At 56.6% G+C, this 19,960-nt stretch carries 17 protein-coding genes; 10 read left to right on the plus strand and 7 right to left on the minus strand.

Translation table 11 applies throughout. From position 1 onward, the window contains the following. Window positions 1-14: 14 nt before the first annotated feature. Window positions 15-1,058 (minus strand): AraC family transcriptional regulator, encoded by a 1,044-nt coding sequence (locus F1529_RS11020; protein ID WP_007150482.1) that lies wholly within the window; start codon window positions 1,056-1,058, stop codon window positions 15-17. A 122-nt stretch (window positions 1,059-1,180) separates the two neighbouring features. On the opposite strand from F1529_RS11020, the gene F1529_RS11025 reads away from it, so the two are divergent. The 4 genes from F1529_RS11025 to F1529_RS11040 all read left to right on the plus strand — a co-directional run bounded on the left by F1529_RS11025 (window position 1,181) and on the right by F1529_RS11040 (window position 5,918). Next, window positions 1,181-1,501, plus strand: coding sequence for a 2Fe-2S iron-sulfur cluster-binding protein (locus F1529_RS11025; RefSeq protein ID WP_007151505.1), 321 nt, complete (start codon window positions 1,181-1,183; stop codon window positions 1,499-1,501). Window positions 1,502-1,515: 14 nt separating this feature from the next. Next, window positions 1,516-2,928 (plus strand): cytochrome P450, encoded by a 1,413-nt coding sequence (locus tag F1529_RS11030; protein ID WP_039926512.1) that lies wholly within the window; start codon window positions 1,516-1,518, stop codon window positions 2,926-2,928. Continuing rightward, window positions 2,928-4,583, plus strand: coding sequence for a GMC family oxidoreductase (locus F1529_RS11035; protein ID WP_007149730.1), 1,656 nt, complete (start codon window positions 2,928-2,930; stop codon window positions 4,581-4,583). The genes F1529_RS11030 and F1529_RS11035 overlap by 1 nt, the downstream gene beginning before the upstream one ends. A 102-nt stretch (window positions 4,584-4,685) precedes the next feature. After that, complete coding sequence (locus F1529_RS11040; protein WP_007149013.1) at window positions 4,686-5,918, plus strand: NAD(P)/FAD-dependent oxidoreductase; 1,233 nt, start codon at window positions 4,686-4,688, stop codon at window positions 5,916-5,918. Between the two features lie 185 nt (window positions 5,919-6,103). Here the strand turns inward: F1529_RS11040 and F1529_RS11045 are convergent, their stop codons facing one another. Beyond that, window positions 6,104-7,321, minus strand: coding sequence for a site-specific integrase (locus tag F1529_RS11045; RefSeq protein ID WP_155134681.1), 1,218 nt, complete (start codon window positions 7,319-7,321; stop codon window positions 6,104-6,106). Between the two features lie 371 nt (window positions 7,322-7,692). Between F1529_RS11045 and F1529_RS11050 the strand changes: the two genes are divergently transcribed. Continuing rightward, window positions 7,693-8,670, plus strand: a complete 978-nt coding sequence (locus F1529_RS11050; protein ID WP_230457774.1) for an alpha/beta fold hydrolase — start codon at window positions 7,693-7,695, stop codon at window positions 8,668-8,670. Window positions 8,671-8,694: 24 nt separating this feature from the next. Here F1529_RS11050 and F1529_RS11055 read toward each other — a convergent pair whose 3' ends face one another. Beyond that, a complete protein-coding gene (locus F1529_RS11055) occupies window positions 8,695-9,111 on the minus strand; it encodes a thioesterase family protein (RefSeq protein ID WP_007148830.1) in 417 nt (138 codons plus the stop codon). 199 nt (window positions 9,112-9,310) lie between these two features. Here F1529_RS11055 and F1529_RS11060 point away from each other — a divergent pair, with 199 nt between their 5' ends. From F1529_RS11060 to F1529_RS11075, 4 genes are all read left to right on the plus strand, one after another. Further along, entirely contained in the window at window positions 9,311-10,228 is a 918-nt protein-coding gene (locus F1529_RS11060; RefSeq protein WP_155134684.1) for an oxidoreductase, read from the plus strand. Between the two features lie 81 nt (window positions 10,229-10,309). Beyond that, window positions 10,310-11,737, plus strand: a complete 1,428-nt coding sequence (locus F1529_RS11065) for a PDZ domain-containing protein (RefSeq protein WP_155134686.1) — start codon at window positions 10,310-10,312, stop codon at window positions 11,735-11,737. Between the two features lie 102 nt (window positions 11,738-11,839). Further along, window positions 11,840-12,580, plus strand: a complete 741-nt coding sequence (locus tag F1529_RS11070; RefSeq protein WP_155134690.1) for an enhanced serine sensitivity protein SseB C-terminal domain-containing protein — start codon at window positions 11,840-11,842, stop codon at window positions 12,578-12,580. A gap of 150 nt (window positions 12,581-12,730) precedes the next feature. Next, window positions 12,731-14,452, plus strand: coding sequence for an alpha/beta hydrolase (locus tag F1529_RS11075; protein WP_007148798.1), 1,722 nt, complete (start codon window positions 12,731-12,733; stop codon window positions 14,450-14,452). A 5-nt stretch (window positions 14,453-14,457) separates the two neighbouring features. Here F1529_RS11075 and F1529_RS11080 read toward each other — a convergent pair whose 3' ends face one another. Beyond that, the gene (locus F1529_RS11080; RefSeq protein WP_155134692.1) at window positions 14,458-15,054 is read right to left on the minus strand and encodes a peptidoglycan binding protein CsiV; all 597 of its coding nucleotides are present in this window, start codon (window positions 15,052-15,054) and stop codon (window positions 14,458-14,460) included. 158 nt (window positions 15,055-15,212) lie between these two features. Further along, window positions 15,213-18,692 (minus strand): transcription-repair coupling factor, encoded by a 3,480-nt coding sequence (gene mfd, locus F1529_RS11085; RefSeq protein ID WP_155134695.1) that lies wholly within the window; start codon window positions 18,690-18,692, stop codon window positions 15,213-15,215. Between the two features lie 108 nt (window positions 18,693-18,800). Here mfd and F1529_RS11090 point away from each other — a divergent pair, with 108 nt between their 5' ends. Further along, window positions 18,801-19,088 carry a hypothetical protein gene (locus F1529_RS11090; protein WP_155134698.1) on the plus strand — a complete coding sequence of 96 codons (288 nt, stop codon included), beginning with the start codon at window positions 18,801-18,803 and terminating at the stop codon, window positions 19,086-19,088. Here the strand turns inward: F1529_RS11090 and F1529_RS11095 are convergent. Together F1529_RS11095 and F1529_RS11100 are read right to left on the minus strand one after the other, a co-directional pair. Next, window positions 19,063-19,536, minus strand: coding sequence for a GNAT family N-acetyltransferase (locus F1529_RS11095; RefSeq protein ID WP_155134701.1), 474 nt, complete (start codon window positions 19,534-19,536; stop codon window positions 19,063-19,065). The genes F1529_RS11090 and F1529_RS11095 overlap by 26 nt on opposite strands. Continuing rightward, on the minus strand, window positions 19,536-19,952 hold the full coding sequence (locus F1529_RS11100) for a phage tail protein (protein WP_155134705.1): 417 nt from the start codon (window positions 19,950-19,952) through the stop codon (window positions 19,536-19,538). The genes F1529_RS11095 and F1529_RS11100 overlap by 1 nt, the downstream gene beginning before the upstream one ends. Between the last annotated feature and the right edge of the window lie 8 nt (window positions 19,953-19,960).

Here is a 19,960-nt window from a genome sequence, read left to right on the forward strand (position 1 = left end):
TCTGTTTATAAACACTAACCTGCATGCTGCCTGTATTGATCGGGTGTCTGACCAAACCAGCGTTTAAATGCCCGTCTGAAGCTCGCCGTGTCGTGATAATTCAACAGTGTGGCGGTGGCTTCGACGGACAGCTGGCTATTGCACAAATAGCTTACTGCTTGCTTCGATAGTACCTCCTCGCGAATCTTCCTGAAACTGCTGTTCTCATTTTTGAGTTTCCGTGCCAGGGTGCGCTTGCTTATAAAGAGAGAGGCAGCCGCCTCTTCTTCACTAAGTGTTCCGGGTGGCCGGGACAGCATCATTTTCTGTAACCGAGTCCGATAGTCCGGTTCAGGACTCTGAAGACGCGCAAGCATGGATTCGCACTGCTGAAAGGCTAGATGATAGCTTTCATGATTGGCCGATGCGTTCGGTTTTCGACACAACCCCATTGCCAATTTTAGCTTGAAGTGATCGGAGTTAAAGTAAACCTTGCCTGGTAAATACTCACGGTACATGCCCTGGTAGACGGGAGCTGGATGAGGGAAGTGGACTTCAGATTCATATAGAGGGCGGCCTACGATGAACTCGCCGATTTCGAAAAAAGCCTTGATCACAGTATCTTCCAGGCAGCGCTCCACATCATTTTCCATCGGTACTTGGAAGTTTACAACGCATTCCAGGTAGTCCTCAGCCCGCTGCAAGTCCACTTGAATAAAGCTCGCCCGGGTAGGCAGGAAAGTGTGAACGGCTTGCAGCGCGGTATAAAGGTCGGGGCTGCTGTTAGCAACAAATCCCATCACCCCATGGGTTGCGGGGGTGAGACGCCTGCCCAGCCGTAACCCGAACTCTGGTTTGCCGGATAAATCTAAAGCATTACGCAAGATCTGAATCTGCTGGGTTGCAGTGAGCAAGCTTTCATCTTTGAGTAATTGTTCGACATCTACACCCGTGTTGCGCAAGAGGCTAGGGAGTTCTCGTACACTCAAGCCAAGTTCTCGGGCGATAAGGCGTGAGTAGTTCGACGGGATATCCGCATCCACGTTTTTCAAACCCTGTTTGAGCGTCGTTATTGCCATCAGCGATTCCTCGGAATGCGGTAACTGTCTTTAAATGTCCCCGGTCTGTCAAGAAATGTCCTCGTCGGTGTTCCGACACATAGCCAATCTTCAAGGTAGATATAAATGCTAGGAGACACGCTGTGGGAAAAATTATCTTTATTGAACATGACGACACCGAGCATGTTACGGAGTTCGGGGTGGGTTCTACGCTAATGCAAATCGCCGTTGATAACGCCGTTCCAGGTATTGACGGTGACTGCGGCGGCGAATGCGCCTGTGGTACCTGTCACATGATTGTTCCCGATGAGTGGTTCGGCAAGACCGGAAGGGTTGGTGACGCAGAAGAACAGATGTTGTCCATGACCCCGGAGCGGGCGAGAACCTCGCGCCTGGGGTGTCAGGTAGAAATTACTGAGGCGATGGACGGTATGACCGTGCATTTGCCTGAATTCCAGATGTAAACAGGGAGAATGCTATGTCAACAAAAACAAGATCAAGCAATGCGTTTCAGACAAAAGTATTCAACGCCTCGTCCAAAGTGGTGCCGATGCATTTTCAGATTAAAACGATGAAAATGCTGATGAAGGCGAAGAGAAAGACAGTGGGTTCTCGATCCACACAAATGGAATTCGTCGAAACCTCCTTGCCTGATGTCAACACCTTGGCACTCGAAGATATCGACACCAGCAACCCTTTTTTGTATCGACAAGATCAGTGGCGGGCCTATTTTAAGCGGCTGCGAGATGAAGCTCCGGTACACTACCAGAAGAAGAGTCCATTCGGGCCTTTCTGGTCGATAACTCGCTATGAAGATATTTTGTTCGTGGACAAGAGTCACGAACTGTTCTCCTCTGAACCGCAAATTATTCTGGGTGATCCACCGGACGGACTATCGGTGGAAATGTTTATCGCCATGGATCCGCCCAAGCATGATGTGCAACGTCGGGCGGTGCAGGGTGTGGTAGCGCCAAAAAACCTTAAGGAAATGGAAGGTTTAATCCGGTCCCGAGCAGCCGAAGTGCTAGACAGCCTGCCGCTGGATAAACCCTTCAACTGGGTGCCTGCAGTATCCAAAGAGCTGACTGGCCGCATGCTGGCTACACTGCTGGATTTCCCTTATGAAGACCGCCATAAACTCGTTGAATGGTCTGATCGCTTGTCCGGTGCGGCATCTGCCACGGGTGGCGAATTTACCGACCCAGATGTCATGTTTGACGATGCGGCAGACATGGCGAGGGCGTTCTCAAGGCTGTGGCGAGACAAGGAGGCACGTCGTGCAGCCGGCGAAGAACCCGGTTTTGACTTGATCAATATGTTGCAGAGCAACGACGACACAAAAGACCTGATCAATCGGCCGATGGAGTTTATCGGGAATCTGGCTCTGCTCATCGTTGGCGGCAATGACACCACAAGGAATTCCATGAGCGGTGGTGTCTTGGCCTTGAATCAATTCCCCGAGGAGTTCACCAAGCTGAAGGCTAATCCGGACCTGATTCCGAACATGGTTTCGGAAATCATTCGTTGGCAAACTCCACTGGCCAACATGCGCAGGGTCGCGACACAGGACGTAGAACTTCGTGGCCAGACCATCAAGAAAGGGGACCGGGTGTTAATGTGGTATGCCTCAGGTAATCGAGACGAACGCAAGTTTGACAACCCCGATCAACTCATTATTGATCGCAAGGACGCACGGAACCATATTTCTTTTGGCTACGGTATTCATCGTTGTATGGGTAACCGCCTGGCCGAACTGCAATTGCGCATTTTGTGGGAAGAACTGCTCAAGCGCTTCGAAAATATCGAAGTGGTTGGCGAGCCGGAGCGTGTACAGTCCAACTTCGTGCGCGGTTATTCGAAGTTGATGGTCAAACTGACGGCAAAAAATTAATGAAAAGTTTGACCGGGCTGGCGACTGAAGAATTCGACTATATCGTTGTGGGCGCTGGCTCGGCAGGGTGCGCGGTAGCCAATCGTTTGTCCGAGAGTGGCCTCTATTCGGTGTTGCTACTCGAAGCCGGGCCGGAGAGTCGCCGCAACCCTTTCGTCAACACGCCGCTGGGATTTTTGCAGTTGATGTTCAGTCGCCGTTTCAACTGGCAGTTCTATACCGAGCCACAGCGTCACATGTACGGTCGTTCGTTGTTCCAGCCGCGGGGCAAGATGCTTGGCGGTTCGAGCGGGATTAACGCCCAGGTCTATATCCGTGGTCACGCCAGGGATTACGACGAGTGGGCACGGCAGGGGTGTCACGGTTGGTCATACGCCGAGGTGCTGCCGTATTTTCGTAAGTCAGAACATTACGAGCCTGAGACGGTGCCGGGTACGGCAGTATTCCATGGTAAGGATGGCCCTCTCAATGTGGCGGAGCGACGTTATACCAACCCGTTGAGTGCGGCGTTTGTCGAGGCGGGAGTACAGGCGGGGCATCGACGCAATCGGGATTTCAACGGCCCCGAACAGGAGGGGGTGGGCTATTACTATACTTACCAGAAGGACGGCTCGCGTTTTAGTAATGCGCGTGCTTATCTTGATCCAGCGACGGGGCGTTCGAACCTGAACGTTCGTAGTGATGCACATGTTACTCGGGTGTTGTTTGATGGCACTCGCGCTATTGGTGTCGAGTATCGCAGCGCAAAGGGTCTGGTGCGAGCTCGTGCAGGGCGTGAGGTTATCCTCTGCGGTGGTGCGTTTAACTCGCCGCAACTGCTTATGTTGTCAGGCATCGGTCCCCGCGAGGAACTTGCTCGACATGGCATTGAGCTACGTCATGCACTGGCGGGTGTGGGTCGCAATCTTCAGGACCATATCGATGTTTTTGTCCGGGTCAGGGCTCGCAGCCGTCAGAGTATCTCGATGCATCCGAGCTACTGGCTGAAGGGCGCGTGGGCCTTACTGCAATACCTGAGCGGTCGTCGAGGTGTGCTGTCGAGCAACGGGGCTGAAGCTGGTGGGTTCATCTGCTCCCGGCCAGAGCTGGCGATACCTGATCTGCAACTACACTTCGGGCCAATGCTGTACGCCGATCACGGGCGAGACATGAAAACCGCAATGAGCGGTTATGGCTACATAGTGATGCTCTATGGGCTCAGGCCTTTGTCCCGTGGCCGTATTGGTTTAAACAGTGCCGATCCGCTGGCGGCCCCGTTGATTGATCCCAACTATATGGCTGAGCCTGCCGATGTCGAGCAGCTCGTTCGTGGGGTAAAGCTTGTTCGTAAGATCTTGTCGCAGCGTGCATTTTATGTGCACCAGGACGTAGAGATTTCACCAAGCCAGTCCATACAGGAGGACGTAGATCTCGCCGAGTGGGTGCGTCGCAGCGGCGAATCGGCATATCACCCGGTCGGCACCTGCAAGATGGGGAGAGATCCGATGGCTGTGGTGGATTCCCGACTTCGCGTGCACGGTTTGCAATCGTTGCGGGTGGTTGATGCTTCCATCATGCCAACGCTGGTTGGTGGGAATACTAATCAGCCGGTGACCATGATCGGTGAGAAAGGGGCTGCGATGATTCTTGAGGACGCCGCGATGGCAGGCGGTTAGGCATCATGTGCCTAGCTCGCTGGATATTACAGTTTCTTGTTCTTCACTAAGTTTTTGGCTTATGGATAACTCGGTTCCAAGGCGCATAGAAAGAGACAAGTTATGACCAAAAAAAAGAAAGAGACCACCGTCATCATTGGTGGTGGACACGCAGCGGGAACACTTCTGACCGCCTTGCTGCAAAAAAAATACCCAAATGAAGTGATTTTGGTTAGCGAAGAACCACACCCTCCCTACCAGCGGCCGCCCTTGTCAAAGAATTACCTTGCGGGGGAGGTTGATCAGGCATCGTTATACCTTAAACCGCCTTCGGTTTACGAGAATGCGGGACAGCAATTACGGCTCGGCGTGCGCGTAGAACAGATTAACAGAGACGACAAAAACCTCATTTTGTCAGATCAAAGCACCTTACAGTACGACCGACTGGTCTTGGCCACTGGCTCACATGTCCGCCGCCTTAACGCGCCGGGCTCAGATTTGAAAGGCATTCATTATTTGCATGATATCGCGGACACGGATGCCCTGCGTAGTGAGCTAGCACCCGGCAAACGCCTAGTCATCGTGGGGGGCGGTTATATCGGACTTGAAGTGGCAGCCAGTGCGACCAAGCAAGGTGTTAATGTTACCGTCCTGGAAGCTGCTGAGCGTCTGATGCAGCGTGTTACGGGGCCAGAGATGTCCGAATTTTTCTACGCCAAACATGCGAGGGCCGGCGTTGATGTACGCTTGGAGACGGCTGTAACCGGTTTTGAATCAGATGGTCAGGGGCACGTCTCTGGCGTGACCTTGTCCGGTGGGGGCAAGGTGCCAGCGGATATCGTGCTTGTCTCAATTGGTGTAATACCGGAAACGGTCTTGGCTGAGCATGCTGGCCTGCTCTGTGATGACGGCATTGTCGTCGATGAATTTACTCGCACCGATGATCCTGACATCTTGGCAATCGGCGATTGTACCCGCCACCGGAATCTATTCTTCGACAAGAGGCAGCGCCTTGAATCTGTGGCTAACGCTGTGGATCAAGCGCGTACGGCGGCGGCGACTCTTATGGGCGAGGAGAAGCCCTACGATAGCGCCCCCTGGTTCTGGTCGAACCAGTATGACGTTCGCCTGCAGATGGTAGGGTTGTCGCAAAATCATGACCAGCGCGTACTACGTGGCAACATCACTGACAAGGAATTTGCAGTTTTCTATCTATGCGAGGGGTGTGTCATTGCTGTTGATGCAGTCAATCTGCCTATTGCTTTCATGGTGGGTAAGAAGCTGGTGCAGCAACGCAAAAGCATCAGCGCTAAAGCATTGCGTGATCTGAATTTTGAACTGAAGTCTTTAATCTGAAGTACGGAACTAATTGTTATCTGTAACCGGTCTTAATGACGAGGTGTGTCAATGAAGGTCGTACTTTCGTCCAAGAGTGTCCATGTCCATCCAGCTGAAACCACGGTTTTTGTATAGCTTATGGTGTAGCTAGCCTTATATCCCTTATCCAAAGCAGTAAAAACAGCCGCAAACACACCTGTGCATCATAGGTGTGTTAAGGCTTCTATGGCGTTGGCTACTCGCTGGTGAGCTATTTTCCGCTCCTCGAAATAATCATACCGATCATAAATCCCCTCAACTCCCTTCAACTTGTGATTCAAACACCGTTCCGCCACATGACTCGGCACGCCTTCCGCAGCCGCGAGGCTGCGGAAGGTGCGTCGGAGGTCGTGGATGGTGAAGTGCTCCAGGTCGCCCATTTTGTTGGGTGGCTGCATCTTCCGGCCAGCCTCTCGGCCAAATAGCTTGGAAATGGCGCGGTTCAGGGTGTCAGGGCCCATGTGGGGGCGTTTGCTGGCGCGCCTGGCAGGGAACACATAGGGGGAGCCGCAGGCATGGCCTTGCTGTACTTTTAGCCACTCAATGGCTTGGGTTGGCAGAGGGATGGTGATCGCTGCGCCAGTCTTGCTGCGCTCTTTGGAGAGATCCCAGATTCCGGCTTCCAGATCGAATTCTTCCCAGCGGGCTTCGCATAGCTCGCTTTTTCTAACGCCTAGCACCAGGAACAAGCAGCAGGCCCGATAGTTGTCTCGACCAAAGCTGCTGATGTGTTCACGGAAGACCCCAAAGACATGTTCGATTTCTTCCAGCGTCAGGGTGCGCTCCCGGCTGGCTTCGACGCCGCCGGCGTCGCTGACTGTGAATGGGCTGGCCGGGTTGTTCTGGCACAGGTCCAGTTTGATGCCATGACGAAACAGCTGCTTCATGTACATCAGGGTGTCATTGGCGATGGTGGGGCGGTTGCTGCGCTGGACGCGCTGCAGGACGGCCCGGATATCCCTTGGGGTGACGTCGGCAATTGGGTAGAGGCCGATCACAGGGTGAATTTCTTTCTGATAGATGCGCTTGGGGATGTTGGGGTGTTTCAGGCGCCGGGACAGATCGGTTTCATGCCAGTCCTGGAAGAGGTCTTTGACGGTGCGGATGTTGGGCTGGACAACTTTGGCCCTTTCCTGGAGTGGGTCGGTGCCCGTTCGAATGCCTTGCTTGGTTAGCACAGCGGCTTCCCGGGCGTCACCCAGGGACATCTGTGGGTATTGACCCAAGGTGATTTCGTGGCGCTTGCCCTGGGCGCTGTAGCGTAGCATCCAGTAGGGCATGCCGGACTTGCGTACACAGAAATAGAGGCCGCCGCCATCGGTGTGTTTCTTGGGGGCCTGCTTTGCCAGGGACTTGATCTGAGTGGCGGTGAGTTTGCTCATTTTGACCTTGTGGCGTTTGAGCCTATAAAAACAGGCTGCCCACCACTTTTTGTTTGTTGATTGAAGAGAAAAATTCTCTGTCATCAATGGTTTGCAGGCAGCCCCTTGAGAGCTGCCCACCATTTCAGGTCAATATAGGTGTCAGGGAGGAAAAAGTCACGTTTTTGCCCACCACTTTGCCCACCACTTTTGTCTGGATAGGGGTGGATGACAGTGGATTTCCATGGACTGGAGATCGCATTTAATCCTTTAAAAAACAATATATTAAATACAATTATGGACTTCCCTGGATTTTACTCGATATTCTGAATCTGAGTGCCGAGCTACTCAATATCAGCGTGCACACGGCGCGTACTCAGCTCAAGTCCACCATGAGCAAACTTAACGCCAGCAGCCAGGTGCAATTGGTCAGCCAGGCCATGGGGCATGCCCTGGTGCAAGCCGCCCGGTTGCCGCAGGTGCAAACTGAGCGTGAATTTACACTGACGTTACCCGACGGCCGGGTACTCAGCTGGTACGAGTATGGTGATCCTAATGGGCGCCCGGTACTGACGCTGGATAACCTGGGGGCTGCGGTGCCCGACCATACGTTTTTTGATGGCTGGTACCGGGAAAAAGGTTTGCGCATGATCATGATCGTACGCCCCGGATATGGCATTTCTACCTACAAGAAGAACTTTGAATTTCGGGATTTTGCTGACGATATTCTGGCCCTCTGTCAGCACCTGAAAATTCAGCGCCCGCCGATGGCCGCGTATTGTGGTGGTGGTCCCTATGCCCTGTGCGCAGCAGCTACGCATCCGGAAATTTTTGAGCGGCTGGGTATTCTTGCCAGCACGGTTCCCATCGAGCACTTCGAACTGGATAAGCTGGACCGCTTGCACAAAATGTTCTTGCAGCTTTTTCGTCGTGACCCGCGTCTGTTTGTGTTGATGGGCAGGCTCGGGTTACGCGGCGTGCAACATGCACCGGAAAAGTACTTTGCCAAACTGGCCAAGTCTCTCTGTCAGCACGATCAGGACGTTCTCGGCAATCCGGATTTACTGAGTCGGTTGATCAAGTGTATGCGGCGGAGCCATTTTCAGGGGGCAAAGATCCTTATCGATGAATACCTGCGTCTGCAGTTTCCCTGGAAAGTGGATCTGGGTGACATCACCATTCCTGTGATTCACTGGCACGGTGAAGATGACCGCATTATCTCTATTGGCAGCGCCCGCGGTTTGGCGTCCGAGATCCCCGGTGTGAAATTCCGAAGCTTTGCAGGAATGGGGCGCTTCATGATTTATGCCGTCTGGGAGGATTTTCTCAGCGAGTTGCTGGAATTGCCGGCGGCTACGGAAAACGGGTAACCGCCCGCGGGGCTGGTCACGTGCTTAGGCAATACCGGGGAACTTTGCCTTGAAGTCCTCGGGTACGGGCATCACGCCGTGATTTTGGTGATCAAAAAACACGAAGCCCTGCTTGGCCAAGACCACCAGTTGCCCACTGGGCTGTTTGGTTACCCGAAAAATCAGGTCTGCCCCGTACTTGTTGAAATCCATCAGCCCCACTTCAAACTGCAAATCGTCCTGCGCAAAGCTCTCCGCACGATAGCTGGCTACCAGGTCGGTCACCACAATGCGCTCCTGGCTGTAATCGATATCGCAGAAGAATCGGTAGCGAGCTTCGGAAAGCAGCGAAATCATCTGATCATTGCCCACATGTTTGCCGGTATTCAGGTCGGTCATGCGCACGTTGATGGTATGGGTATAGAGAAACTGCTCGGGCAAATCGAGTTTGACGCGCGCCATGGGAAGAAGCTCCGGTGGAGTGGGGAGGGCGCTTATTTTAGCAAGTGCCATCCCTGTATGCGAAATTACATTTTAAGAAAAGGCCTTTGCTGCGCCCGGTTGCCTGGGATCAGCCTGACTAATTGGCTCAACGGGAGCGTGCTACCGTTATGGCTACGGCGAACAATAGTGCCGACTATCCATTATCCAAGGAGGATCCATGGCCAAATCCAGCTGGCGCCCAGCGCATATTCCTGACCTTGCCGGCAAGACCATACTGGTCACCGGTGCCAACAGTGGTATTGGCCTGGAAGCGGTGAAGCTGTTTGCCGCCAACGGCGCAGAGGTGATCCTGGCATGCCGAAACACGGCCAAGGCGGAAGCGGCGGTGGAGCAGGTCAGAGAGCAGACTTCGGACGCCAGGTTGATTGTCATGCCGCTGGATCTGGCCGATCTGGCATCGGTAAAGGCGTTTGTTGTGGCGCTGAAAGAGCGTATCAGCAAGCTGGATATTCTGCTCAACAACGCGGGCTTGATGGCGCCGCCGCTACAGCGCACCCAGGATGGCTTTGAAATACAGTTTGGTACCAATCATCTCGGGCACTTCGCGCTTACCGGCCCCTTGCTGGATCTGCTGGAAGCGGCGCCGGCCCCGCGCATCGTCCAGATCTCCAGCCTGGCGCACCGTAGCGGAAAGATCATGTGGGGGAATCTCAATGCGGAAAAGCGTTATTCCCGTTGGCCTTTCTATTGCCAGAGCAAGCTGGCCAACCTGATTTTTGCCAAGGATCTGCACCGCCGTTTGCGCAAACGCGGCTCAAACATTCAGGTTATGGCAGCCCATCCCGGCTATTCGGCGACCCATCTGCAGGACACCATTCCCGGCGGCGGTCTGTTCAACAAGGTTATGGCCCAGCCAGCCGAGATGGGCTGCCTGCCGGGGGTGATGGCGGCCACCAGTGATGAGGTGGTCTCCGGAGGTTATTACGGCCCGGATGGAAAAGTTCTCGAGCTGCGGGGCTACCCTGCACCGGCCTTTGCCCGAAAAATCACGGATAACGAAGGCCTGGCGCAACGGTTATGGGACGAGTCCGAACGGCTCACGGGGGTTCGCTACCTGAATACACAGGGGCATTGAAGAGCGCGCGGCATAAGCCGTTACGATTGAAGGGCGTGCCAGCAGGCATGTGGGCGGTGATGTCTGAAAGGGGGATACATTGTGGGGACCTATATGGGTCGGTTGCGTCGGGCTGCAACGATGGGTTTGGCTTTGTGGGGGGTATGGTGTGCGCCACAGGCGATGGCTCTGGAATTTACTTTGCAAGATGGCAGTGTGCTGAAAACGGACGAGAGTCACTACGTCGCGGACAATCACACCGTCACGGGCCCGGCGACTCTCACCAGGCCCAATGGCACGGTGTTAGAGGGAGAAATGATAAACGGTGGATGGCAGGGCCCGGTGAAGGTCTTTGTTCCTGCCACCGGTCTGCGATTCGTGAGCCTCTATGACAAGGGCGTGCAGATCTCGGTGTATTCGGAGCTGGAAGCGGACATGGCCATTGGTCGCTACGATAAGGCATTTGCGATTCGTGGGGAGCGGCCGTTCATGGGGATCGGGTTTGAGGACGTCCTCGACCATACCGGTGAAACACAGGTTGCTATTAAAAGTGTGGTCTACAATTCTCCGGCATACCTGGCGGGTTTCCAGGCGGGTGACCGGGTTCTGGCTTATAATGGCAAGAGGCCTGGAGACATGGTGTCTCTGGTCGCTGATATCCAGACGGCCCGTTTCGGCGATACGGTGACATTCAGGCTGAAGCGCAATGGCGAGCCGCAGACGATCACTTTTGCGCCCCATATCATTCCTGCAAACCACGCCCTGGTGAAAACCGGCAAGCTCACGGCCTCGAAAACCCTTCTTTGGAAGGCCATTCAACGAACGCCAACACAAAGCGGGCTGGCGGATTACATCAATGAAGTGGCGGACCCGGCTTTCCTGTCGCAGGCAAAAGCACTGAGGGAAAGGTTGAACAAGCAGGAAGCGGCGGCGTATGAACGGGCGATAAAAACCAACACGCTGTCAGGCTACATCGCCTATTCCTCCATCTATGATTTATCCGCTAATCGTAAAGAGGTGGATAAACGCGTGCTTGGGATTCATGCAAAAGCTGCCGACCCTGTTGCAGTATACCAGGCGTATCGGCGAGCGTGCCGTGCCTGCGGTGATATTTTTCCGGGTAACTATGCCGTACTGGAGGTTGGGCCTGATGAGAGTGCGACGGTGGGTGCGCTTTTGAAGCAGGAAAAGGCGGGTGCGAGCATGGGCGAGTTACAGGGTATCATCGATAGCCATCCGTCCTTTCGCTATCCCGAGCTGACCGCGGAAAATCGTGATTTATTATTGTTTCTTGGTATGAGTGAAACATTGCTTGCGGCACTGGAGCATGCAGCGCAACACCGCAATGTCGCGGCGCGCTCATCAGTGGCAACGGCCCCATCACCTCCCGCTCAGGATACCCTCACCGATACGGCGGTGGAGTGCACCAAGCTCGCCGTTGCCCTGGAAGGCTGTGATCGGCTGGGCTCCTTTGCTGCCATGGGATGTCGCGCCGTGGTGAGAAAGAAATTCCAGTGTCCCGGTATGTAGAGAATGCCGATTTTGAATCCTGATCGCGCCACAATAGCGGACAGGCCGGTGGGGCGGCATTTCATTCGAAGAAGCAAAAAAACGGCAAGGTAAAGAGACGATATGACAGACATCCCACTGGTGCAGGCACTGGAACGTGCTGCACAGGAACCGGCGCAACGGCCGGCCTTTTACCGGGCACTGATGAAGGCGGATGTATTCGTGATCGGTCATACGGACCAGCCCGACCTGAACGCGCATGGCCACCACACCATCCCCGCCGGGGCTAATGTATCGCTGGTGAATTGGGAGAAGGCCGATGGGACCCCCGTGATCCCGTTTTTTTCCCATCTGGAAGCGCTGCAGCGGGCCATTGATGACGAGACGTCTTACCTGTCGCTGCCTGCCCGTAGCCTGTTTGAGCTGACGCGTGGAGCCACGCTGTTCCTCAACCCGAAATCGGATCACGGTAAGGAATTCGTTCCCCATGAAATCGAGGCCTTGCTGGATACCGGCATGAACCAGAAAGCCGCAACCCGGGTAGTGGAGAAAGAAACGCGGGTGATGCTGGGGCAGCCAGCGCAGTACCCCACAGCCATGATGGACGCATTGCGGCAGCTGTTGGCTGGCCACCCTGGTGTGAAAGCGGCCTACCTGTGCCTGATGCATGATCCTGAGGTCTCGGAGACGCCGACGTTGGTGGTGGGTTTTGAAGGCCTGGACCTGGAGGGTGCCATGTCTGAAGCAGGCTCGGTGGTGGTGGATACCGCCCCGGATGGGCAAGCGGTTGATTTCGTGATCGTTGATGGAACAGGTATCGGCGAGTACATGAAGAAGAGCGGGGCGTTTTATGAAAAAGGCTAAGCGATAATGAGCGCCGTTTAGCGGGGGTGGGGCCTGCTGTCTGCAACTAGTCCCTCCCACGCTTCAGGATTCCCTTTTCATCTCCTTCCGGTTGCCGCCTCCCAGGTCCCTGCCTATGCTATTTCATGGCTAACGGAATCGGGAACGGCTTTGAAAAACGACAATGATGCGTTGATCGGCAAGATCTATGAAACCGCGCTATCCCCGGGGGACTGGGTCGAGTTGCTGGATACCATTGCCGGCTGGACGGAGTCGGAAGATGGCTCGCCCGGCAAAAAGAGCACGGCAGAATCGGCCCTGGTGCCTGGCCCGGCACCGCGTAGTGCAGAAGTGGAAGGCCTGATAGCGCACCTTGAGCGAGCGGTACGCTCCAGCTCGTACATGCATGCGCTGGAAGACCGCACCAATGTGCTCAATGCCATGTACAACCAGATGCCCTGGCCCATGCTGATGCTGGGTGAGCAATTGCAGGTGCTGGAATCCAATCCGGTGGCGCAGCAGGTACTGGCCGAGGGCCCCGTCCAGCTGCGCGTAAACGGTACCTTGAGCATCGCAGACAGGGAGCTGAAACAGGCTCTTGAGCGGGTAAACCGGCTCGCGGAAGGGCGAGACACGCAGCTGCTCACCTCACCCCAGGACGGTATCTCACTGTTGTGCCTGCCGGTGCAAAAATCGGATGCGCCCGGGGCGATCGCCCAGGTGCGCACCATCGTCTGGGTGCTGGCGGGGCACAGTGTGGTGACGCCATCGCCAGAAATGTTGCGTTCGGTTTTCAATATCACCGAAGCAGAATCCCGGCTGCTACATCTACTCTGCAAGGTTGGGAATCTCCAACAGAGTGCGCAATTGCTGAACATCAAGATCAGCACTGCCCGTAGCCAGCTGAAATCGGTCATGGGAAAGCTCAGCGCCACCAGCCAGGTGCAGTTGGTCAGCCATGCCATGGGACATGCGCTGGTACAGGCTGCCCGTTTGCCCCGACTGCAGGATGACGACGAAGAATACACCCTGACCCTTGCTGATGGGCGAGTGTTGAGCTGGTACGAATACGGTGATCCCAAGGGCAGGCCGGTACTGACGCTGGAGAATCAGGGCGCCTCGATGCCTGATCATACCGTGTTTGAAGACTGGTACCGTGAGCGCGGCCTGCGAATGATTCTGATCGTCCGGCCCGGTTATGGCATTTCCACCTATAAGCCGAATTACCAGTTCAAGGATCTTGGCCGGGATATCCGGGCGTTGTGTGAACACCTGCATATCCGAAAACCGCCCATGGCGGCGTATTGTGGCGGTGGCCCTTATGCACTGTGTGCCGCGGCGGACTATCCGGACCTGTTCGATCGGTTAGGCCTGCTGGGCACGACGCTGGCGGGCGAGCATCTTGAGCTGGACAAGCTGGAGCCCATTCACCGGATGAGCCTGCAGATTTCCCGCCGCGATCCTCGCCTGTTCATGTTGGTAGGACGGCTGGGGGTGCGTGGGGTACAGAAGGCCCCGGAACGCTTCTACAAGATGCTGGCGCGGGGCATGTCAGCGTCGGACCAAGCGGTGTTCAACAATCCTGATTTGCTGGCGCGGACCATCAAGCGGACTCGCCGAGGCCATTTCCAGGGGGCACGCATCATGATGGAAGAGTACCTGAACCATCTCAAACCCCTGGGAGTGGATCTCAAGCAGATTACCGTACCGATCCTGCAGTGGCACGGCGAAACCGATGGCATTATTTCCATTGAGGGCGCGCGCCACCTTGCCGCAGATTTACCGAACGTGCAGTTTCGTAGTTTCCCCGAACAGGGGCACTTTATGGTCTACGATCTGTGGCAGGATTTTTTGACCGAGCTGCTGGAACTGGATGCCCCAGCATCGGCCTGACGTGTTCAGGCCCGCGTAACGCGAACCAGCATGCCGAACAGGGCATGGTCGAAATAGTACACCTGGTGGCCCGCCAGGCGGCGCTTCTCGTCGATGTCCACGTAGAGGCGCTCGCCGTTACTTTCCGTGTTAAACCAGATTTGAGGTGTTACATGGAGATAGCGGGATTTGCTGAACTGCAGGGTGCCTTCCAGTTCCGGTATTTCGCCGTCTTCGGTGGGCAGTGTCTGCCCGCCGCGTACATAGACCGGCAAGGTTTCCGCCTTGCTGCCGATGGGTTGCTCCCAGGCGGCATGATACAGCTCGCGGTAGTCACCGGTGCCTTCCATGCGTTCCAGCATATAGCCAAGCACTTCGTCGTCCTGGGACAGCGGCTGCCAGGCGCCCCGGGCAACGGCATCCGGGTCGGCCACTTCACTGGTTTCTGGCTGGCCAATGGGCACGGCCTGTGATGCATAGTGAGGCTGCAGGCCGGCCGCCCAGATTTCTTCACTGCTGGCATTGTTTTGAGCAAACACCAGCACTTCCACTTTGTACCATCTTTGTGCGATAGCGGTGTTGCCCAACAGAACCAGAACAACCAACAGTAAAGCGCGATGCATTGAACACTCCTTGTGCCGCCTGCCGACCAGGCGTTGATTTTGGGGCCGACTATACCCCAATCAGCCTGGATTGCTCACGGGCGATGGGGCGATCGGCACGGTTTTTGTGACAAGAGTGCGGTTTGACCCGCTCTCAGACACGCAGGCTGAAGGGGTATTCAGCCTGCGGCGCCTGTCTGGATACTTTGGGCCGCGAGGCGCGTGAGCAGTTCCTGCACCACTTGAATACGTTCTTCCGGGGTTTCGCTGTCTTCCACAAAACGCAGGGCGTTGGCGCCTTCCAGCTTGAAGCGGTTGGGGCCGGACTGGACCAGCTTGACGATGGTGAGCGGATCCACCGGGGTGCGCTCACCGAATTCCAGCTTGCCGCCGGTGGCGTGGGCGTCCAGGCGAATAATGCCCAGCCGCTCTGCCTGCTGGCGTAGTTCGGTCACGGCGAACAGGTTTTTCACCGGCTCCGGCAGCAGGCCAAAGCGGTCGATCATTTCCACTTGCAGTTCTTTCAGTCCCGCACGGGTTTTACAGCCAGCGATGCGCTTGTAGAGCGTGAGACGGCCGAACACATCGGGCAGGTAGTCTTCCGGGATCAGTGCGGGAATACGCAGGTTCAGTTCCGGGCCGCCGCTGAGGGGTTTTTCCACATCCGGTTGCTCGCCGCGTTTCAGCGCTTCCACTGCTTGCTCCAGCATTTCCATGTAGAGGCTGAAACCGATGGTTTCGATGTTGCCGTGCTGCTCTTCACCGAGCAGTTCACCGGCGCCGCGGATTTCCATGTCCTGGCTGGCGAGCATAAAGCCGGCGCCCAGGTCGGTGGCTTGCTCGATGGCTTCCAGCCGTTTGATGGCGTCCTTGGTCATGACCTTGGGGCTGGGGGTAATCAGGTAGGCGTAGGCCTGGTGGTGGCTGCGACCCACCCGGCCACGAAGCTGGTGAAGCTGGGCCAGGCCGAGCTTGTCGGCGCGATCGATGATGATGGTGTTGGCGCTGGGCACATCGATGCCGGTTTCGATGATGGTGGTGCTTACCAGCACGTTGAAACGACGGTGATAGAAGTCACTCATCACCGCTTCCAGTTCTCGTTCGCGCATCTGCCCGTGGGCAATGCCAACGCGGGCATCAGGGACCAGCTTGCGAATGTCCGCTGCGGTTTTCTCCATGGTGTCGATATCGTTGTGCAGGTAATACACCTGCCCGCCGCGCAACAGTTCACGCAGCAGCGCTTCCTTGATGGCGGTATCGTTGTGCTGCTGCACAAAGGTCTTCACCGACAGGCGTTTTTGCGGCGGTGTGGCGATGATGGAAATATCACGCATGCCGCTCATGGCCATGTTCAGGGTACGCGGAATCGGGGTGGCGGTGAGGGTGAGAATGTCACACTCGGCGCGCATTTGTTTCAGACGTTCCTTGTGGCGCACCCCGAAGCGGTGTTCTTCGTCGACAATAATCAGGCCCAGATTGTCGAAGGCCACGGTTTCCTGGAGCAGCTGGTGGGTGCCCACCAGAATATCCACTTTGCCTTCCTTGAGCCGTTGCAACACCTGGGTCTTTTCCTTGGCGCTGCGAAAGCGCGACAGCACTTCGATGTTTACGGGCCAGTCGGCGAAACGGTCAGTGAAGGATTCGTAATGCTGTTGGGCGAGCAGGGTGGTGGGTACCAGTACCGCAACCTGGGTCTGGTTTTCCACGGCCACGAAGGCGGCGCGCATGGCCACCTCGGTCTTGCCGAAGCCCACGTCACCGCAGACCAGCCGGTCCATGGGCTGGCTGGATTGCATGTCGGCGACCACAGACGCAATGGCGGCCTGCTGGTCCGGGGTCTCCTCGAAGGGAAAGGCGGCGCTGAAGCGATCGTAGTCGTTCAGGTCCACATCGAACTGGCGGCCTTCGCGAGCCTCGCGGCGGGCATAGGTGTTAAGCAGTTCGGCGGCCACGTCATGGATTTTTTCCGCGGCTTTCTGGCGGGCCTTGGTCCATTGCTCGGTGCCCAGGCGGTTCAGTGGCGCGGTGTCGCCGCCACCATAACGGCTGATCAGATGCAGGGAGGAGACCGGCACATAGAGTTTGTCACCGCCGGCATATTCCAGTAGCAGGAATTCGTGTTGCTGGCGGTGCACTTCCATGTGGGTGAGGCCGAGATAGCGGCCCACGCCGTGCTCCAGATGGACCACCGGGGAGCCCACGGTCATTTCCCCCAACGAGCGGAATGCCTGTTCGGCGGCGCCATCGTCGCTGCTGGATTTACGGCGCCGACGTTGCAGCACCCGTTCGCCGTACAGGTCGTTTTCGGTGACCACTAACAAGGCGTGTTCCGGGGCGTAGAAACCGGCGTCCAGCTCCCCTCGGGTCAGGCTCCAGCGCGCCGGGTTGGCGATGAAGTCTGGCCAGTTGTCTTTCATGGCTGGCTGGATCTGAATTTTCTGCATCAGTTCCAGCAGCGCTTCCCGGCGCCCGGCGGTTTCCGCACAGATCAGGATGTGGGTGTCCGGGTGCGCGTCGGAAAACGTATGCAGCAGGGCAAGCGGATTATTGGCGCGCACATCGGCGGTGAGCGCGGGCATGGGCGCCACATCAAAGTGAATGGCCTGGTCCACGCTGGGCGCATCGCTAGGGGCCTGACGCGCGCGGGGGTGCTGTTTCAGGGCCGCGTTCAGTTCGTCCGGGCGCAGGAACAATTGCCAGGGAGCCAGAATCGGGCGGTGAATATCGTGGCGGCGGGATTCGTGGCGTTGTTCCACATCCTGCCAGAAGTGTTCGATGGCGTTCTGGCAGTCGGCCAGTTCTACCAGCCGCACATCGTCGGGCAGGTAATCGAACAGGGTGGCCATTTGTTCGAAAAACAGCGGCAGATAATATTCCAGGCCGGGGGCTGCCAGGCCGTCCGTTACATCCTGATAGAGAGGAACGTGACGGGTATCCACGTCAAAGGTATCGCGGAAGTTGCTGCGGAAGCGGGCGATGCCTTCGGCGCTGAGAGGGAATTCCGCCGCAGGCAGCAGGGTGATGTCCTCCACTTTGCCGGTGGAGCGCTGGCTTTCCGCTTCAAACAGGCGCAGGGATTCGATTTCATCGTCGAACAGTTCGATACGGAATGGCTGCTCGGCGCCCATGGGGTAGATATCCATGATCGCCCCGCGCACGGCAAACTCGCCGTGCTCGTACACGTTGTCGCGCTGCCGGTAGCCGCTGGCGACCAGCCGGCTGCGGGTGGCTTCCATGTCGAAACGATCGCCCACCTTGAGCAGGAAGCTGTTGCAGGTGATGTGGATCGGCGGCGCCAGGCGCTGCATCAGCGTATTGACCGGCACCACCAGAATGCCCTTGTGGGTGGTGGGCAGCTGGTGCAGCACCTGAATGCGGTCACTGATGATGTCCTGGTGGGGGCTGAACAGGTCGTAGGGCAGGGTTTCCCAGTCCGGGAACAGCATCACCGGCGTGTCGCTGCCGGCCAGATAGAAGCTCAGGGAGTCGGTGAGCTGCTGGGCGCGGCTGCTGTTGGGCGCCAGGATCACGAACAGGTGGTCTTCGCTGCGGGCCAGCTCGGCCAGTACTGCGGCCATGCTGCCGGCATTGAGTCCGGCCCAGTCTTTGTAGTGCTCTCGCCCGCTGGGAAAGAGGTTGCTGTCGGGGAGTAGCTTCATCGAGACCCGTTCCTGCGCATTCGGTGAGATATCAGGCGGCGTATTGTAGCCAAGGGTGACGGTGCCGTCAGCGCCGTCTACACTGCGGGCATCATTTGGGGAGGTGGCATGATCACATTACAACAATGGAAAGATTGTGAAGGGCAGGCGTTCGCGCTGGAAAATGGCGATAGTTTGACGCTGGCAGAAGTGAATGTGCCGGTGTCTCCCGAGGGCTGGGAGTGCTTTTCCCTGCTGTTCGCGGGCCAGTTACAACTGGAGCAAGGCGCGGTCGTTATGCGCAACGAGACGCTGGGTGAGGAGTCCGTGTTTCTGGTGCCGGTGGGGCCGCTGGGCGCCAGCGATGGCACCTACCATTTCGAGGCGGTGTTCAATCGCCAGCTTGCCAGCGCATAAGCAGGTAGACGCCCTTGTCTTCCTGCTCCTCAAAGCCCAGCCGAAGATAGAGTCGCCGCGCCGGGTTGTTGGTTTCCACGTGAATGGTCACGGGCTTGCCGGACTGGCGAGCCCGTGATTGCAGGGTGGAGAGAATTTGTGATCCCAGCCCTGTACCGCGAAAGGCGGGCAGCAGGGCGATGTCCACAATGCGAATTTCCTGTTCCCAGTCCGAGACATACAGCCGCCCGGCGGTCTCCCCGTTTAATTCGATCAGGTGCCGTTCCGCTTCCGGGTAATGCTGAAGATAGTGTTCGTGCTGCGCCTTGGCCTGCAGGGCCAGAAAGTCATCCTGCTGCGCCTGGGGCCAGCCGGTCTGCGCCACTTCTTCCTGACGGGTGCTGGTGTAGATGGCCAGTAACACCGGTGTGTCGCTGTCACTGGCCGGGCGTAAACGGTAGTTGTGCATTACGAAGGCGAAGGGTAAATGCCGAACTCGGCCACAATGAAATTCACAAACAATTGTGATGTGGCCGGTTCTGCCCCCACCGGAAGTGCATCCCAGGTCTGTTGTGTTTTCCCCAGGCCGCGATCAATGCTGACGCTGGTGGTAGCCGCAACCGCACCACTGGTATTGCTGCCGCTTTTTGAGCCAAGACGAACTGGCGCGAGCCCCGGGCCCGTGCCCGCGTGTACCGGGGAGCGTCCACGGCAATCCGGTAAACCGAAAGTGGTTCTGCCATCGCCACCGTAAATGGTGCCGAAGAGGGAAAACAGCGCGCTGTTCTGCGATATCGCTAACAGCTGGCCATCACAGAATGCCCAGCTTCGCGGGGCAAAATTGCCGGCAAACATGCGAATTTCGCCTAGAAAGGGTTCTGACATAAGAGCCT

The sequence above is a fragment of the Alcanivorax sp. VBW004 genome, assembly GCF_009718865.1.
Lineage (GTDB): Bacteria > Pseudomonadota > Gammaproteobacteria > Pseudomonadales > Alcanivoracaceae > Alcanivorax.

Coding starts and splice junctions, on each gene's coding strand:
- F1529_RS11040 (WP_007149013.1), top strand. CDS start 4,686: ATGACCAAAAAAAAGAAAGAGACCACCGTCATCATTGGTGGTGGACAC.
- F1529_RS11045 (WP_155134681.1), bottom strand. CDS start 7,321: ATGAGCAAACTCACCGCCACTCAGATCAAGTCCCTGGCAAAGCAGGCC.
- F1529_RS11070 (WP_155134690.1), top strand. CDS start 11,840: ATGACAGACATCCCACTGGTGCAGGCACTGGAACGTGCTGCACAGGAA.
- mfd (WP_155134695.1), bottom strand. CDS start 18,692: ATGAAGCTACTCCCCGACAGCAACCTCTTTCCCAGCGGGCGAGAGCAC.
- F1529_RS11095 (WP_155134701.1), bottom strand. CDS start 19,536: ATGCACAACTACCGTTTACGCCCGGCCAGTGACAGCGACACACCGGTG.
- F1529_RS11100 (WP_155134705.1), bottom strand. CDS start 19,952: ATGTCAGAACCCTTTCTAGGCGAAATTCGCATGTTTGCCGGCAATTTT.
- F1529_RS11060 (WP_155134684.1), top strand. CDS start 9,311: ATGGCCAAATCCAGCTGGCGCCCAGCGCATATTCCTGACCTTGCCGGC.
- F1529_RS11035 (WP_007149730.1), top strand. CDS start 2,928: ATGAAAAGTTTGACCGGGCTGGCGACTGAAGAATTCGACTATATCGTT.
- F1529_RS11050 (WP_230457774.1), top strand. CDS start 7,693: ATGAGCAAACTTAACGCCAGCAGCCAGGTGCAATTGGTCAGCCAGGCC.
- F1529_RS11020 (WP_007150482.1), bottom strand. CDS start 1,058: ATGGCAATAACGACGCTCAAACAGGGTTTGAAAAACGTGGATGCGGAT.
- F1529_RS11090 (WP_155134698.1), top strand. CDS start 18,801: ATGATCACATTACAACAATGGAAAGATTGTGAAGGGCAGGCGTTCGCG.
- F1529_RS11030 (WP_039926512.1), top strand. CDS start 1,516: ATGTCAACAAAAACAAGATCAAGCAATGCGTTTCAGACAAAAGTATTC.
- F1529_RS11055 (WP_007148830.1), bottom strand. CDS start 9,111: ATGGCGCGCGTCAAACTCGATTTGCCCGAGCAGTTTCTCTATACCCAT.
- F1529_RS11080 (WP_155134692.1), bottom strand. CDS start 15,054: ATGCATCGCGCTTTACTGTTGGTTGTTCTGGTTCTGTTGGGCAACACC.